Source organism: Bradyrhizobium sp. UFLA05-89, assembly GCF_059803475.1.
Genome location: NZ_JBANBA010000001.1, coordinates 143,894 through 158,301 on the forward strand (window position 1 = coordinate 143,894; position 14,408 = coordinate 158,301).

General features: G+C 63.4%; 12 protein-coding genes. 8 read left to right on the forward strand and 4 right to left on the reverse strand.

Annotated elements, in window-relative coordinates; translation table 11 throughout:
- Positions 1-72: 72 nt before the first annotated feature.
- Positions 73-993 carry a polyphosphate kinase 2 gene (gene ppk2, locus SO139_RS00630; protein WP_498539518.1) on the reverse strand — a complete coding sequence of 307 codons (921 nt, stop codon included), beginning with the start codon at positions 991-993 and terminating at the stop codon, positions 73-75.
- A 120-nt stretch (positions 994-1,113) separates the two neighbouring features.
- Positions 1,114-1,575: an Lrp/AsnC family transcriptional regulator gene (locus tag SO139_RS00635; RefSeq protein WP_498539519.1), complete on the reverse strand. Its 462-nt coding sequence runs from the start codon at positions 1,573-1,575 to the stop codon at positions 1,114-1,116.
- Positions 1,576-1,707: 132 nt separating this feature from the next.
- Between SO139_RS00635 and SO139_RS00640 the strand changes: the two genes are divergently transcribed.
- A complete protein-coding gene (locus SO139_RS00640) occupies positions 1,708-4,071 on the forward strand; it encodes a thiamine pyrophosphate-binding protein (RefSeq protein WP_498539520.1) in 2,364 nt (787 codons plus the stop codon).
- Positions 4,072-4,390: 319 nt separating this feature from the next.
- Positions 4,391-5,821, forward strand: a complete 1,431-nt coding sequence (locus SO139_RS00645) for an aldehyde dehydrogenase family protein (protein WP_449379486.1) — start codon at positions 4,391-4,393, stop codon at positions 5,819-5,821.
- Positions 5,822-6,054: 233 nt separating this feature from the next.
- Here the strand turns inward: SO139_RS00645 and SO139_RS00650 are convergent, their stop codons facing one another.
- The gene (locus tag SO139_RS00650) at positions 6,055-7,023 is read right to left on the reverse strand and encodes an SMP-30/gluconolactonase/LRE family protein (RefSeq protein WP_498539521.1); all 969 of its coding nucleotides are present in this window, start codon (positions 7,021-7,023) and stop codon (positions 6,055-6,057) included.
- A 91-nt stretch (positions 7,024-7,114) separates the two neighbouring features.
- Here SO139_RS00650 and SO139_RS00655 point away from each other — a divergent pair, with 91 nt between their 5' ends.
- From SO139_RS00655 to SO139_RS00680, 6 genes are all read left to right on the forward strand, one after another.
- Positions 7,115-7,939 (forward strand): NAD-dependent epimerase/dehydratase family protein, encoded by an 825-nt coding sequence (locus SO139_RS00655; RefSeq protein WP_449379484.1) that lies wholly within the window; start codon positions 7,115-7,117, stop codon positions 7,937-7,939.
- A 116-nt stretch (positions 7,940-8,055) separates the two neighbouring features.
- Entirely contained in the window at positions 8,056-8,493 is a 438-nt protein-coding gene (locus SO139_RS00660; RefSeq protein ID WP_498539522.1) for a GNAT family N-acetyltransferase, read from the forward strand.
- 117 nt (positions 8,494-8,610) lie between these two features.
- Positions 8,611-10,341: an IlvD/Edd family dehydratase gene (locus tag SO139_RS00665; RefSeq protein WP_498539523.1), complete on the forward strand. Its 1,731-nt coding sequence runs from the start codon at positions 8,611-8,613 to the stop codon at positions 10,339-10,341.
- Positions 10,342-10,401: 60 nt separating this feature from the next.
- Positions 10,402-11,397 (forward strand): TRAP transporter substrate-binding protein, encoded by a 996-nt coding sequence (locus SO139_RS00670; protein WP_449379481.1) that lies wholly within the window; start codon positions 10,402-10,404, stop codon positions 11,395-11,397.
- 155 nt (positions 11,398-11,552) lie between these two features.
- Positions 11,553-12,128 (forward strand): TRAP transporter small permease, encoded by a 576-nt coding sequence (locus tag SO139_RS00675; RefSeq protein WP_449379480.1) that lies wholly within the window; start codon positions 11,553-11,555, stop codon positions 12,126-12,128.
- Positions 12,125-13,465, forward strand: coding sequence for a TRAP transporter large permease (locus tag SO139_RS00680; RefSeq protein WP_449379479.1), 1,341 nt, complete (start codon positions 12,125-12,127; stop codon positions 13,463-13,465). The genes SO139_RS00675 and SO139_RS00680 overlap by 4 nt, the downstream gene beginning before the upstream one ends.
- A gap of 8 nt (positions 13,466-13,473) precedes the next feature.
- On the opposite strand, the gene SO139_RS00685 is transcribed toward SO139_RS00680, so the two are convergent.
- Positions 13,474-14,271 carry an enoyl-CoA hydratase/isomerase family protein gene (locus SO139_RS00685; RefSeq protein ID WP_449379478.1) on the reverse strand — a complete coding sequence of 266 codons (798 nt, stop codon included), beginning with the start codon at positions 14,269-14,271 and terminating at the stop codon, positions 13,474-13,476.
- Positions 14,272-14,408: the final 137 nt, after the last annotated feature.

A 14,408-nucleotide genomic window follows, 5' to 3' on the forward strand; every position in this document is an offset into this window, starting at 1 on the left:
CAAATCGCTCGGCACGGGCATCTCGTGGTCCTCATCCCGAAGGCCGGTTGCCGGTGGCTGCTGCCGGCGCCGTCAATATTTCGCGGGCACGTACATCTCGTCCGGAATTGGCCCGCGGTGATAGTCGGGGTTGCGGACGCGCGGCGGCAGCGTCACCGGCACGCGCGCGACATCCTGGTAGGGGATCTGGCTCAGCAGATGCGAGATGCAGTTGAGCCGCGCGCGCTTCTTGTCCACGGCGTCGACGATCCACCATGGCGAATCCGGCAGGTGGGTGCGCTCCAGCATCGTCTCCTTGGCCTTGGTGTACAGCTCCCAGCGGCTGCGTGCCTCGACGTCCATCGGGCTCAGCTTCCACTGCTTCAGCGGATCCTGGATGCGCATGGAGAAGCGGAACTGCTGCTCGTCGTCGGTGATGGAGAACCAGTATTTGAGCAGGATGATGCCGGAGCGGATTAGCAGCCGCTCGAATTCCGGTACCGACTGGAAGAACTCCTCGTACTGTTCCTCGCTGCAGAAGCCCATCACGCGCTCCACGCCCGCGCGGTTGTACCAGCTCCGGTCGAACAGTACGATCTCTCCGCCTGCGGGCAAATGCGACACGTAGCGCTGGAAGTACCATTGCGTGCGCTCGCGCTCACTGGGGGCTGGAAGCGCGGCGACCCGGCAGACGCGAGGATTGAGGCGCTGGGTGATGCGCTTGATGACGCCGCCCTTGCCGGCGGAGTCGCGGCCCTCGAACAGAATGACGACCTTCTTCTTCTCGCTCTGCACCCAGTCCTGCAGCTTGATGAGCTCGCCCTGGAGGCGGAGCAGCTCCCTGAAATAAGCCCTGCGGTCCATGGTCGGACCGGGGGTATCGGTCTCGCTCAGGAGCTTGTCGAGGCGGCTGTCGTCAAGCTCGAGTTCAAGCTCCTCGTCGAGGTCGTCGGCCATTTCCTGGATAATGCGGTCGCGCTTGGCGGCTTCGGAGGTGCGGTCGGCTGCAGTCATGGATCCTTACTCTCGGCTAGAGTGCCAGGGGCTGACCATCGGCGGGCTTTGTTGCGCCAATGTGACACCGGGGATCGGGCAGGCGTTTGCCCCGGGCGGATTGGGTCAGCGAGGCTGCCGTCACACGGGTAGTGCGATCGAATATTTCACCTGGCTTAGCGCAAAGCTCGACTCGATCGAGGCGATGCCGTCGAGCCGGGTCAGCTTGTTCTTCAGGAACGCCTCATAGGACGACAGGTCGGCGGCGACGACGCGCAACAGGTAGTCGCGGTTGCCGGTCATCAGGTAGCATTCCAAAACCTCGTCCCATTTCGAGATCGCGCGCGCAAAGCGATTGAGGTCCTCCTCCTTCTGCCGAGCGAGCTTGATCGAGATGAAGACGCTGACGTGCAGCCCCAGCGCCTTCTGGTCGACGGTCGCGATGTAGCGCGAGATGACGCCGCGCTCCTCCAGGAGCTTGACCCGGCGATGGCAGGGCGAGACCGACAGCCCGACCTTGTCGGCGAGCTCCTGCATGGTCAGCCGGCTGTCGGTCTGGAGCAGGGCGAGGATCCTGCGGTCGATGGTGTCGAGGTCGGGCATTGGGATAAAACCTGTGCGGAGTGGCTATTTATTGGTAAAGTATCCCAATTATAGTTGGTATGGCGCAAAAAATTGAGAATTTTGCCGGCTGCCGCAGGCGTATCATAGTCCATCATTTTCCGGAGCATCGCCATGCCCGTCGATTCCGCCGGCCTCGACACATTGTCCGCGCTCGCCCGCAAGGTGCTGTGGCTGTCGTCATGGACCATCCATCATGCAAACCACATCCGCGCCAATGCGGATGGCCTGAAGGTCGGCGGCCATCAGGCCTCGTCCGCCTCGCTCGCGACCATCATGTCGGCGCTGTATTTCCACGTGCTCAGACCTGAGGATCGCGTCGCGGTGAAGCCGCATGCGAGCCCGGTGTTCCACGCCATCCAGTATCTGTTCGGCCGGCAGACCCGCGAGAAGCTGGAGAATTTCCGCGGCTTCAAGGGCGCGCAGTCCTATCCCTCGCGCACCAAGGACATCGACGACGTCGATTTCTCGACCGGCTCGGTGGGTCTCGGTGTCGCGCAGACGCTGTTCTCGTCGCTGGTGCAGGACTACGTCAAGGCGCATGGCTGGATGAAGGATCGCCGCGAAGGGCGGATGATCGCGCTGGTCGGCGACGCCGAGATGGACGAGGGCAACATTTTCGAGGCGCTCGCCGAGGGGTGGAAGCACGGCCTGCGCAACACCTGGTGGGTGGTCGATTACAACAGGCAGTCGCTCGACGCCGTCGTGCGCGAGGGGCTCTGGGAAAAGTTCGAGACCATGTTCCGCAATTTCGGCTGGGACGTGGTCATCGTGAAATACGGCCGGCTGATGCGCGAGGCTTTTGCCGAGCCCGGTGGCGAAGCGCTTAAAGCGTGGATCGACAACTGCCCGAACGCGCTCTACGCGGCGCTGTGCTTCCAGGGCGGCGCGGCCTTCCGCAAGCACCTGCATGACGAGATCGGTGACCAGGGGCCGATCACCAAGCTGATCGACCGGCGCAGCGATGATGAACTGCTGGCGTTGATGTCGAACCTTGGCGGACACGACATGGCGAGCATGCTGGAGGCGTTCGAAAAGATCGATCACGATCGCCCGGTCTGCTTCATTGCCTACACCATCAAGGGCGTCGGTCTGCCGTTCCAGGGCCACAAGGACAACCATGCCGGCCTGATGACGGTTGCGCAGATGGAGAAGTTTCGCGAGAGCCAGAACATTCGCCCCGGTCACGAGTGGGACAAGTTCGAGGGCATGGCGCAGGGCGCTGCCGGGCTCGAAGCCTTCCTCGCGCGCGTGCCCTTCAACCAGGATGGCCGCCGGCTGACCGCGCCCGCCGTCGAAGTGCCCTCTCAGCTCACCTTCAAGCCGTCGGCGCAGATGTCGACCCAGCAGGGTTTTGGGCTTGTGCTGAACGAGATCGCGCGCACCGACAGCGAGCTTGCGAAGCGCATCGTCACGACGTCGCCCGACGTCACTGTCTCGACCAATCTCGGTCCCTGGGTGAACCGGCGCGGCCTGTTTGCGCGCGCCGAGAAGGCGGATTTATTCCGCAGCGAGAAAATTCCATCCACGTTCAACTGGGACGCATCGCCCAAGGGGCAGCATCTCGAGCTTGGCATCGCAGAGATGAACCTGTTCATCATGATGTCGGCCCTGGGGCTCTCGCACCAGATCAATGGCGAGCGCTTGCTGCCGGTCGGCACGCTCTACGATCCCTTCATCGAGCGCGGCCTCGATGCGCTGAACTACGCCTGCTATCAGGATGCTCGCTTCATGGTGGCGGCAACGCCCTCCGGTGTCACGCTCGCACCCGAAGGCGGCGCGCATCAGTCGATCGCAACGCCGCTGATCGGCATGGCGCAGGATGGGCTCGCATCGTTCGAGCCGGCCTTCGTCGACGAGCTCGCCGTGATCATGGGCTGGGGTTTTGACCACATGCAGCGCGAGGCGGGCGAGGGTGGCTCGGTCTACTTGCGTCTGTCGACGCGCACCATCGAGCAAGCGCAGCGAATCATGACTCCGGAGCTCGCTCAGGGCATCACCGACGGCGCCTATTGGTTGCGCAAGCCGGGCCCCAATGCCGAAATCGTAATCGCCTACACCGGCACGGTGGCGCCGGAGGCGATCGAGGCGACCGGCTTCGTCGGCGAAAGCCGGCGCGACATAGGCCTGCTTGCGATCACCTCGGCCGACCGTCTTCACGCTGGCTGGACCGCCGCGCGGAAATTGCGGCGCGACCGCCGCGGCGTGCAGCATTTGAGCCATATCGAAAAGCTGCTTGCGCCATTGCCGCGCGATTGCGGTCTCGTGACCGTGATCGACGGCCACCCGGCCACGCTCGGCTGGCTCGGCAGCGTCCGCGGCCATCGCGTCGAGGCGCTCGGCGTCGAACAGTTCGGCCAGACCGGCACCATCGCCGACCTCTACCGCCATTATGGCCTGGACGCGAACGCCATCATCGATGCGGCCGAAAGCCTCACCACCGGCGCGCCGGTGCTGCATCGGAAGATGGCGGTGTGAAGTGTGTCCTCGCCCTGGCGAAAGCCAGGGCCCATACCGCGAGGTCCATCGATCGCCGATGGTGGTCGTCCCACGGCAACGAGCCTTCGCCAAACTGCTCCCTGGGGTAATCGCGACGAGCGCGGGCGCTCGCGCGGGGATCCTGGCTTTCGCCAGGACGACATTCAACCGAGACCTTGCCAGTTCCCGGTCGCGCGATCATATTCCCGCGCGTCCGCCGCAACGCAGGTCAAGCTGAGGGCGGGTTCAACAACCCGGGTTTTCGTGCAAGGATAGCTGCCGAAACGCCCCTCCAATGCTCCCCAAGAAGAGGTTCACAATGGTCAATCGCTTGCAATTCTACATCGATGGCGCCTGGGTCGATCCCGCCGTCAAGAAGTCCACTCCGGTCGTCAATCCGGCGACGGAAGAGGCGATGTATGAGGTTGCGCTCGGCTCCAAGGCCGACGTGGACAAGGCTGTCGCTGCCGCCAAGCGCGCCTTCGTCACCTATTCCCAGACCAGCCGCGAGGAGCGCGTCGCGCTGCTCTCCAAGGTCATCGAGATCTACAAGGGCCGTCTCAAGGAGATTGGCGCCGCCGTGTCCGACGAGATGGGCGCGCCGCTGCCGATGGCGGAAAAACTCCAGGCCGGCGCGGGCCTTGGCCATCTCATGACCACGCTCGACGTGCTCAAGAACTATCATTTCGAGGAGCCGGTTGGCACCGCCATGGTGCTGCGTGAGCCGGTCGGCGTGGTCGGCATGATCACGCCCTGGAACTGGCCGCTCAACCAGATCGCCTGCAAGGTGGCGCCCGCGCTCGCCGCCGGCTGCACCATGATCCTGAAGCCGTCGGAGTTTACGCCGACCTCGGCGCTGATCTTCGCGGAAATCCTCCATGAAGCCGGCGTGCCGAAGGGCGTGTTCAACCTCGTCAACGGCCTCGGCCCCGAGGTCGGCGCCGCCATGAGCGAGCATCCCGATATCGACATGATCTCGTTCACCGGTTCGACCCGCGCCGGCATCGATGTGGCCAAGCGCGCAGCTCCGACCGTGAAGCGCGTCAGCCAGGAACTCGGCGGCAAGTCGCCGAACGTCATCCTCGAGGGCGCCGACCTCACGAAGGCGGTGACCGGCGGCGTGATGCACATGTTCAACAACTCCGGCCAGTCCTGCAACGCGCCCTCGCGCATGATCGTGCCGCTGTCCAAGATGAAGGAAGTGGCCGCGATCGCGAAGGCGGTCGCCGACAAGACCAAGGCTGGCGATCCGCGCGGCGAAGGCACCACCATCGGCCCCGTCGTCAACCGCGGCCAGTGGGACAAGATCCAGGCGCTGATCAAGAAGGGCATCGACGAGGGCGCAACGCTCGTCGCCGGTGGCCCGGGCCTGCCCGAGGGCGTCAACAAGGGCTTCTACGTTCGCCCGACCATCTTCGCCGACGTCACCAGCGATATGACGATCGCGAAGGAGGAGATTTTTGGACCGGTGCTGACCATCATCGGCGCCAAGGACGAAGCCGAGGCCGTGCAGATCGCCAACGACACGCCCTATGGCCTTGCGGGCTACGTCTCGGCCGATACGGTCGAGAGCGCGAAGCGCGTTGCCCGCCAGATCCGCGCCGGCAACGTCAACCTCCAGGGCGTGCCCAACGATCGCTCCGCGCCGTTCGGCGGCTACAAGCAGTCGGGCAACGGCCGCGAGTGGGGCAAGTACGGTCTCGAAGACTTCCTCGAGGTGAAGGCTGTCGCCGGCTTCAACGCGGCGTAAGCCTCGTAGTCTGAACAAACATGACGCCGGAGCGGGACACCGCTCCGGCGTTTTTCGTTTTGCTGACGGTGTTTCGACAACGAGAGAATTCTTAGGGTGGGCAAAGGAGCGTAGCGACGTGCCCACCGTCGCGTAATGAACGAGAAGTGGTGGGCACGCTTCCGCCTTCGCTCTTCGCGCTACGGCGGACAAGTCACTTTGCCCACCCTACGATTCCGGCAACGGCGGAGAGACTATCCCCCCAGTGCCCCCTGCGTGTTCACGTACAGCGCGTAGATCGACTGGCTCGCCGCCATGAACAGTCGGTTGCGCTTGACGCCGCCGAAGCAGAGATTGGCGCAGCGTTCGGGCAGGGCGATGCGACCGATCATCACGCCGTCGGGCGCGAACACCACGACGCCGTCGAGCTCGGGATCGCCCATGCCCCAGCCGCACCAGAGATTGCCGTCGATGTCGCAGCGCATTCCGTCCGGCGTGCCCGGCCCTGCATCGATGAGCACGCGCTTCTTGGAAATCGTGGTGCCATCGGGCGAGACGTCATAGGCGAGGATTTTGCGGTTCGGTTGCCCGCGCGATTCCACCACGTAGAGGATCTTCTCATCCGGCGAGAAGCACAGCCCGTTCGGGCCGAGCACGCCCTCGGCCACGATTGTTGCCTTGCCGCTCACGGGATCGAGCCGGTAGACGTTCGGCTCGATCTCCGACTCCGCCTTGTGGCCCTCGTAATTGCCGAGCAGGCCGAACACCGGATCGGTGAACCAGATCGCGCCGTCGGACTTCACGACGACGTCGTTTGGCGAGTTCAGCCGCTTGCCGCCAAACGAATCCATCAGCACCGTGATCGAGCCGTCATATTCGGTGCGCACCACCCGGCGCCCACCGTGCTCGCAGGTGATCAGCCGACCCTGCCGATCGCGCGTATTGCCGTTCGCGAAATTGGAGGGTTTTCGGAAAATGGAGACCGCTCCGGTTTCCTCCTCCCATTTGATGATGCGCTGGTTGGGGATGTCGCTGCATAAGAGATATCGCCCGTCGCCGAACCACACCGGTCCCTCGGCCCAGCGCAGGCCGGTGGCGAGGCGTTCCACGGCCGCGGGTTTCAGCCAGTATTTCTCAAACCTTGGGTCTAGTGCAGTTATCGCCGGGTCGGGGTAATAGGTCGCCGGCCGCCAACCTTGGGATTGCACCGATGCATCGGACATTTGCAGTTCTCGTTGTTGCGTCCCCTCAGGCCAAGTCTGCTATCATCAGTGACCCAAGACCGCAAACCGGTCGCTACCAACGAGGGAAGAAATGCCGCGTATTTTGATGACGGGAGCTTCGGGTGGAATCGGCAGCGCAATGCGCAAATTGCTGCCGCCGATCTATCCGGATCTCCTGCTCTCCGACATCAAGCCGCCTGCCGATCTCGGCGCCAACGAGACGTTCAAGGCGGCGGACCTTGCCGATCTCGCGCAATGCGAGGCGATCTGCGATGGCGTCGATGGCATCCTGCATTTCGGCGGCTATTCGGTCGAGGGATCCTGGGACGATATCCTCCAGGCCAATATCATCGGCGGCTACAACCTGTTCGAGGCGGCGCGGAAGAAGGGCGTCAAGCGCGTGGTCTTCGCGTCATCCAACCATGCGGTCGGCTTCTACCCCCGCCATCACAAGATCGGCACCGACGTCACCCCGCGTCCCGACAGCCGTTACGGCGTCAGCAAGGTATTCGGTGAAGCGGTCGGCGCGCTCTATGCCGACAAGCATGGCCTGAAGGTCACCTGCCTGCGCATCGGCAATTTCGGCGAGAAGCCGCTCGACCAGCGCCGGCTCGCGATCTGGCTGAAGCCTGAGGACCTCGTGCAGCTCTGCCGCATTGGCCTCGAGCATCCCGACATCCATTTCGAGATCTTCTACGGCGCCTCGCTCAACGAACGCGCCTGGTGGGACAACCATCGGGCCTACGAATTCGGCTATCGTCCGACCGGCCGCGCCGAGGATCATGTGCAGCACGCAATGGCCGAGCAGGCCAAGCTCAAGCCGGATCCGGTCGGCGACTACTACCAGGGCGGCGCGTTCTGCAGCATCGAATTCGATGCGGACAAGAGCCGGATCATCGACTGGACCAAGCGCTAGGAGACGCCAAAAAGGCGCGTTACATGGAGAAATCGGCAACATCTCGCCCTGGAACGACCACCGCAATCACAATACGGCCAATGCATGAGAGCGACGTACCGGAACTGCTTCGGCTCATGCGTGCGATTGTCAGCTTTGAGCGTGGTCAGAATTTCAGCCTTAATGAAGCGGAGCTGCTACGTCGTGGCTTCGGTGAGCGGCCCGAGTTTGGCGCTTACGTCGCAGATGCAGGTCCTGGGTCGCTTGCCGGAATGGCCGTTCATTACGAAATCCCTTTTATGCATACGCTGCGGCCACTCTTGATGCTGAAATGGCTCTATGTTGATCCGGAGTGCCGAGGCGGGCGTGTCGGCCAAAGACTCATGCGGCAAATGGCGCTGCATGCCCGTGCGACAGGACACAAGCGCTTCTGCTGGTTCGTGCTGAACGACAACGTGCTGGCGCGGTCATTTTATCGCGGTCTCGGTGCAACTGAGGATCCTGAGTGGCGGCGGTGGGTCATGCCTGCCGACGCTCTGGATCGGCTCGTGGAACGCGCAGAGCGCGCGCTTTAGCGCTTGGTCTCCTCGTCCGCGATCCGGTTCAGATAATCCGACTTGTGCTCTGTTGTTGACAATCGGGGGCCGGCCTGTACGACAATGGGGCAATGGCGAGGCGAACGGAGTGGCGTCATGACGAGTGGCTTGCGCAAGGGGCTGACGAGCTACGGCGATGCCGGCTTCTCGCTGTTCCTGCGCAAGGCCTTCATCAAGGCCATGGGCTATTCCGACGACGCGCTCGAGCGCCCGATCGTCGGCATCACCAACACCTACAGTGATTACAATCCGTGCCACGGCAACGTGCCTCAGATCATCGAGGCCGCCAAGCGCGGCGTGATGCTGTCGGGCGCGATGCCCTTCGTGTTCCCGACCATCTCGATCGCGGAGAGTTTTGCGCATCCGACATCGATGTACCTACGCAATCTGATGGCGATGGACACCGAGGAGATGATCCGCGCCCAGCCGATGGACGCGGTGATCGTAATCGGTGGCTGCGACAAGACTCTGCCCGCGCAAGTGATGGCGGCGATCAGCGCCGACCTGCCGACCGTCGTCATTCCCGTGGGGCCAATGGTCGTCGGCCACCACAAGGGCGAGGTGCTGGGCGCCTGCACGGACTGTCGGCGGCTGTGGGGGAAATATCGCGCGGGCGATATCGATGACGTCGAGATCGAGGCGGTCAACGGCCGGCTCGCGCCTTCGGTCGGCACCTGCATGGTGATGGGTACGGCCTCGACCATGGCCTGCATGATCGAGGCGCTGGGGCTTTCACTGCCGATGAGCGCGACGATCCCGGCGCCGCACGCCGAGCGCTTCCGCCTGGCGGAGGCGAGCGGCAAGGTCGCCGCGGAGATGGCCAAGACCAAGGGACCGAAGCCGAGCGAACTGCTGACGCCGGCATCCTTCAGGAATGCCCAGGTCGTGCTGCAAGCGATCGGCGGCTCGACCAACGGCCTGATCCATCTGACCGCGATGGCGCATCGCTCGCCGCACCGGCTCGATCTCGACGCCTTCGACAAGCTCGGCCGTGAAGTGCCGGTGCTGGTCGATCTCAAACCGTCCGGCGAGCACTATATGGAGCATTTCCACCACGCCGGCGGCGTGCCGAAGCTGCTCGCGCAGCTTGGCGATCTCATCGATCTCGACACCAAGACGATTTCTGGACAGACGCTGCGCGATGTGGTTGCCGATGCAGAAGACGTGCCCGGACAGGAAGCTATCCGTCCGCGCGACAATCCGATCAAGCCCGAGGGCGGGCTTGCCGTCCTGCACGGCAATCTCGCGCCGCGCGGCGCGGTCATCAAGCAATCCGCGGCAAGCCCCAAGCTGTTGCAGCACACCGGGCGTGCCGTGGTGTTCGAATCCGTCGAGGACATGACCCTGCGGGTCGACGATCCCGATCTCGACGTCACCGCCGATGACGTGCTGGTGCTGCGCAATGCGGGACCGAAGGGGGCGCCCGGCATGCCGGAAGCGGGTTACCTGCCGATCCCGAAGAAGCTCGCGCGTGGTGGCACCAAGGACATGGTGCGCATCTCCGACGCGCGCATGAGCGGCACGGCCTTCGGCACCATCGTGCTCCACATCACGCCGGAATCCGCCGTCGGCGGGCCGCTTGCTCTGGTGAAGAATGGCGACATGATCCGGCTGGACGTTGCCAAGCGCAGCATCGAGCTTCTGGTTGACGATGCGGAGCTAGCGCGACGGCGGGCGGCGTTGAAGCCAGCGGCCGCGCCGGACAATAGCAGACGTGGCTATGCTTGGCTGTTCAACGAGACCATCTTGCAGGCCGACGAAGGCTGTGACTTCGATTTCATGCAGAGGACCGGACCAAAGACCGAGCAAAAGACCGAGAAGGGGTGAGCGACCACCCGCAAAACCGTTCAGCCGCAAAAGCGGCGAACCATAAAACAGGGGGAGACGATGATTGCACGATCCATGCTTGGGCTGGCGGCAACGGCCGCGATCCTGTTCGCAACTAGCGCATCCGCACAGGAGGTAAAGCACTATCGCTTCGCCTACGACCAGCCGCGCAACACCGGCTATTCGATCGCCGGCGATCTCTTTGCCGACAAGCTCAAGGAATTGAGCAAGGGCACCATGATCATCGATCAATATCCCGGCGCGCAGCTCGGCCAGGAGCCGCAGGTGCTCCAGCTCGTGAAGGCGGGCGACGTCGAATTCGCAATCATCTCCTCCGCCAACACCGCGACGATCTCGCCGCAGGCCGGCGTGATGTCGCTGCACTTTCTGTTCCGCGACGAAAATCACGTGATCAAGGGATTGGCCGACCCGAAAGTGTTCGAGGCGCTCAAGACGTTGATCGACGAGACCACGCAGGGCCTGCACGTCATTGCGACGGGCTCGCAGGGCGTGCGCCACATGTACTCCAAGCGGGAGATTCACAACGTCGGTGACATCAAGGGGCTGAAGGTCCGCGTGCAGGCGACTGCGACGGAGGACACAATGTTCCCGGCCTATGGCGCCCAGACCGTGCACATGCCCTTCGGCAGCGTCTACACTTCGCTGCAAACCGGCGTGGTCGACGTCGCCGAAAACAGCATCAACGTCTATCTCGTCAACAAGCATTACGAGGTGGCACCGGTGCTCAACATCACCGAGCACGAAGCCAACAACGCGCTGGTGTTCGTCTCCGACAAGCTCTGGCAAAGCCTCTCGGCCGAGCAGAAGCAGTGGGTGCAGACTGCGGCGAACGAGATCAGCTCGAAGGAGCCACAGAAGGCGTTCGATCTCGAGCGCAGCGCGGCCGAGAAGCTGAAGAAGATGGGCGTCAAGATCGTAGACAACGTCGACAAGAAGAGCTTTACGGCGATCGCCGATCCCTATCTCGACAAGCTCGCCAAGGATCTCGGCCCGCACGCCGAGAAGATCAAGAACCTGATCCGGTCGATCAACTAGGCCGCGTGCAGGCTTTTCTCTGCGTCGTCCCGGCGAAGGCCGGGACCCATAAACCACAGGATTGAGTTTGGCGAAGACTTGGAGTCGCCAGCTCGCGCAACAACTCCCTTTCGGGGCTATGGGTCCCGGCTTTCGCCGGGACGACGGGGACCAAAATGGCGATCGCCGACAAGCTCGTATTGCAACGCCAGCGTCATCTGAAATGGCGCTCGCTCGACTGGCTCGAGCTTGCGCTGATGATGCTTTGTGGCGTGCTGTGCTTCGGTTTCTCGCTCTCGGTGACCGCCGACATCGTCACGCGCACCATCGGTCATCCCTGGCTGTGGCTGCAGGAGGTCACCTCGACGCTGTTCATCTACGCGATCTTCATTGGCACGGCGGCCGCGACGCGGCGCAACGACCATCTCTATCTCACCGCGATCTCCGAGGCGATGCATGGCACGCCGCGGCTGATCGTCGAGGTCGTCATCCGCATCGTTGTGCTCGGCGTCGCCGCCTGCCTGATCTGGTACGGCTATCTCAACTATCTCCGTGGCTTCGGCAGTTTTCGTCTCCCGTCGGGCACGCCGATCGCCTCGCTCTATGCCATCATTCCGGTGTCGGGCGTCCTGATCGGCCTGTTCACCATCGAGCAGCTCGTCAACGGCCTGCGCAACGGTTTTGATCATCCCGAGCCGCCAGACGAAGTTGCTGCGCCTCCCGCGGCCGGCGAGAGAAGGGTGCAGCCGTGAGCGCACCCGTCGTCCTGGCGTTGATGTCGTTCTGCTTCCTTTTCTTCGGCTATCTCGGTGTGCCCGTGCCGTTCTCGCTGATGGCGGGCGTCTTCATTGGCGCAATCCTGTCCGACGTCTCGCTCGCCGCCATCATTCAGAAGATCTTTGACGGCGTCGATTCCGAGGCACTGCTGGCGATCCCGTTCTTCCTGCTGGTCGGCGAACTCATGAGCTCGGCGAACGTGGTGGTGCGTATCGCGAACCTCTCGGTATCGCTGGTCGGGCATATCAGGGGAGGGCTGTCCCAGGTCGTCGTCGTCTTCAGCATGTTCTTCTCGGAAATGTCAGGCTCGACCACGGCCGACGTCGCCGTGATGAGCCGTGCGCTGGGAGGCCCGATGAAGCGCGAAGGCTACGAGCCCGCATTCATCGCTGCGATCATTGCGTCGGCCTCGACCATTGCGGCGCTGGTGCCGCCGAGCATCACCGCGGTGGTCTATGGCGCCGTCGGCAACGTCTCGATCGCCGGCCTGTTCATGGCGGGCGTGGTGCCGGGCCTGATGATCGGCTTCGGCCTGATGATCTACTGCTATTTCTTTGGCCCCTCGGGCCTGCGCAAGCCGCGCGCGCCGCTGCGGCAGGTGGTGTTCGCTGCCGGCGATGCGGCCTTGCCGCTGATGATCCCGGTGATCCTGCTCGGCGGCATCTTGACCGGCTGGTTCACGCCGACGGAAGCCGGCGTCGTCGCCGTGGCCTGGATCATCCTGGTCGTGATCCCCGCACTGAACCGCGGCCACTTCAAGAAGATTCCGTACGATTTCTGCCTTGCCGGGCTGATCTTCGCGCTGCCGCTGATCACGATCGGCGCCGCCAACGCGTTCGGCTGGATGCTCGCCTATTTGCGCGGCGCGAACTACATCGCGGAATGGATCACCTCCATCGCCGGTAACGATCCGCACCTGATCATGCTCCTGATGGTGCTGCTGTTCACCGTCGTCGGCGACTTCATCGAGCCGGTGCCGACCATCATCATTTTCATGCCTCTGGTCAACGCGCTGACGGAGGCGGGCGACATCAACGGCGTGCATATGGGCGTGGTGCTGATCGCAACGCTCGCCTTCGGCCTGATCACGCCGCCCTATGGCCTCGTGCTGCTGATGGCATCGAAATTCGTCGGCATCAGCTTTGCGAAGGCGCTGCGCGCCGCGTTGCCGATCTACGTCGTGTTCTTCGCCACCATCGCGTTTGCGATCTATTTCCCGAGCGTGGTTTTGTGGCTGCCGCGGCACGTGCTTCCCGAGTCGGTCGGTTGCTTCAAATCGCCGGCGGGCACAGGCTATCTCTGCCCTCAGTAGGTTGGCGGCTATTTGCCCTTGCTGGTGAATTTCTTCACGGCCACCCGAAAATCGTCCGTGTGCATCGCCATAATGATCTTGTGCTCTTCTGCGTCGAGCTGCTGCCTCACCGGCGTCGTCGTGGCCTGATAGACGAGCGACTTTGTTCCCGCAATCGCCGCTGGCGGGGTTTGCGCGAGGCGCTCTGCGAGCTGCCGTGTGGCCGCCTTGAGCTCAGCCGCGGGAACGACCTTGGCGACGAGACCCCATTCGTGGGCCTGCTGCGCGGTAAAGCTGTCCTCCGCAAGGAAGATCTGCAGCGCGCGCCTTGTGCCGACGGTTCCTACAATCCCGACCGTGCTGCCGCCGTCGGGCGAGACGCCGATCTTGGCATAGGCCGGCGTGAACTTGGCATCTTCCGCGGCGATGCAGAGATCGGTGACGAAGGCCAGTCCCATGCCGGCACCGGCGGCCGAGCCGTGCACGCTCGAGAGCGACAATTTTGGCATGCGCCTGAGCGTCTCGATGAACGCGTGATAATGCTTCAAAAGCTCGCCGACGACCGGTGTCACCGTGTTAGCTTCGGCCGCAGCACCGATGGTCTGCAGATCGCCGCCGGCGCAAAAGGCGCGGCCTTCGCCTTCGATGACGATGACCCTGATCGCATCGGAGGCCTCGATCTCGACGGCGAGCTGCTCGAGCCTCTGCGCGATCGCGAGATTGATCGAGTTGAACGCTGCGGGGCGGTGGAGCGTGATGGTGGCGACGGGGCCGTCGATGCGCAGCAGGGCGGCATCGTCGGGGTGGGAGGCGGTGGACGCGGACATGGCAAATCCCCGGCAAGAGGTCTTTGCCGCAACTAAATCGCAGAAGGCGAGGGGAGACAATCCCTACCGTCAGTCGCTCTTGCGTTACCGGGAACGATAGGGTCAAATGGCGGTGCCATCGTTTAGGGACGGACACG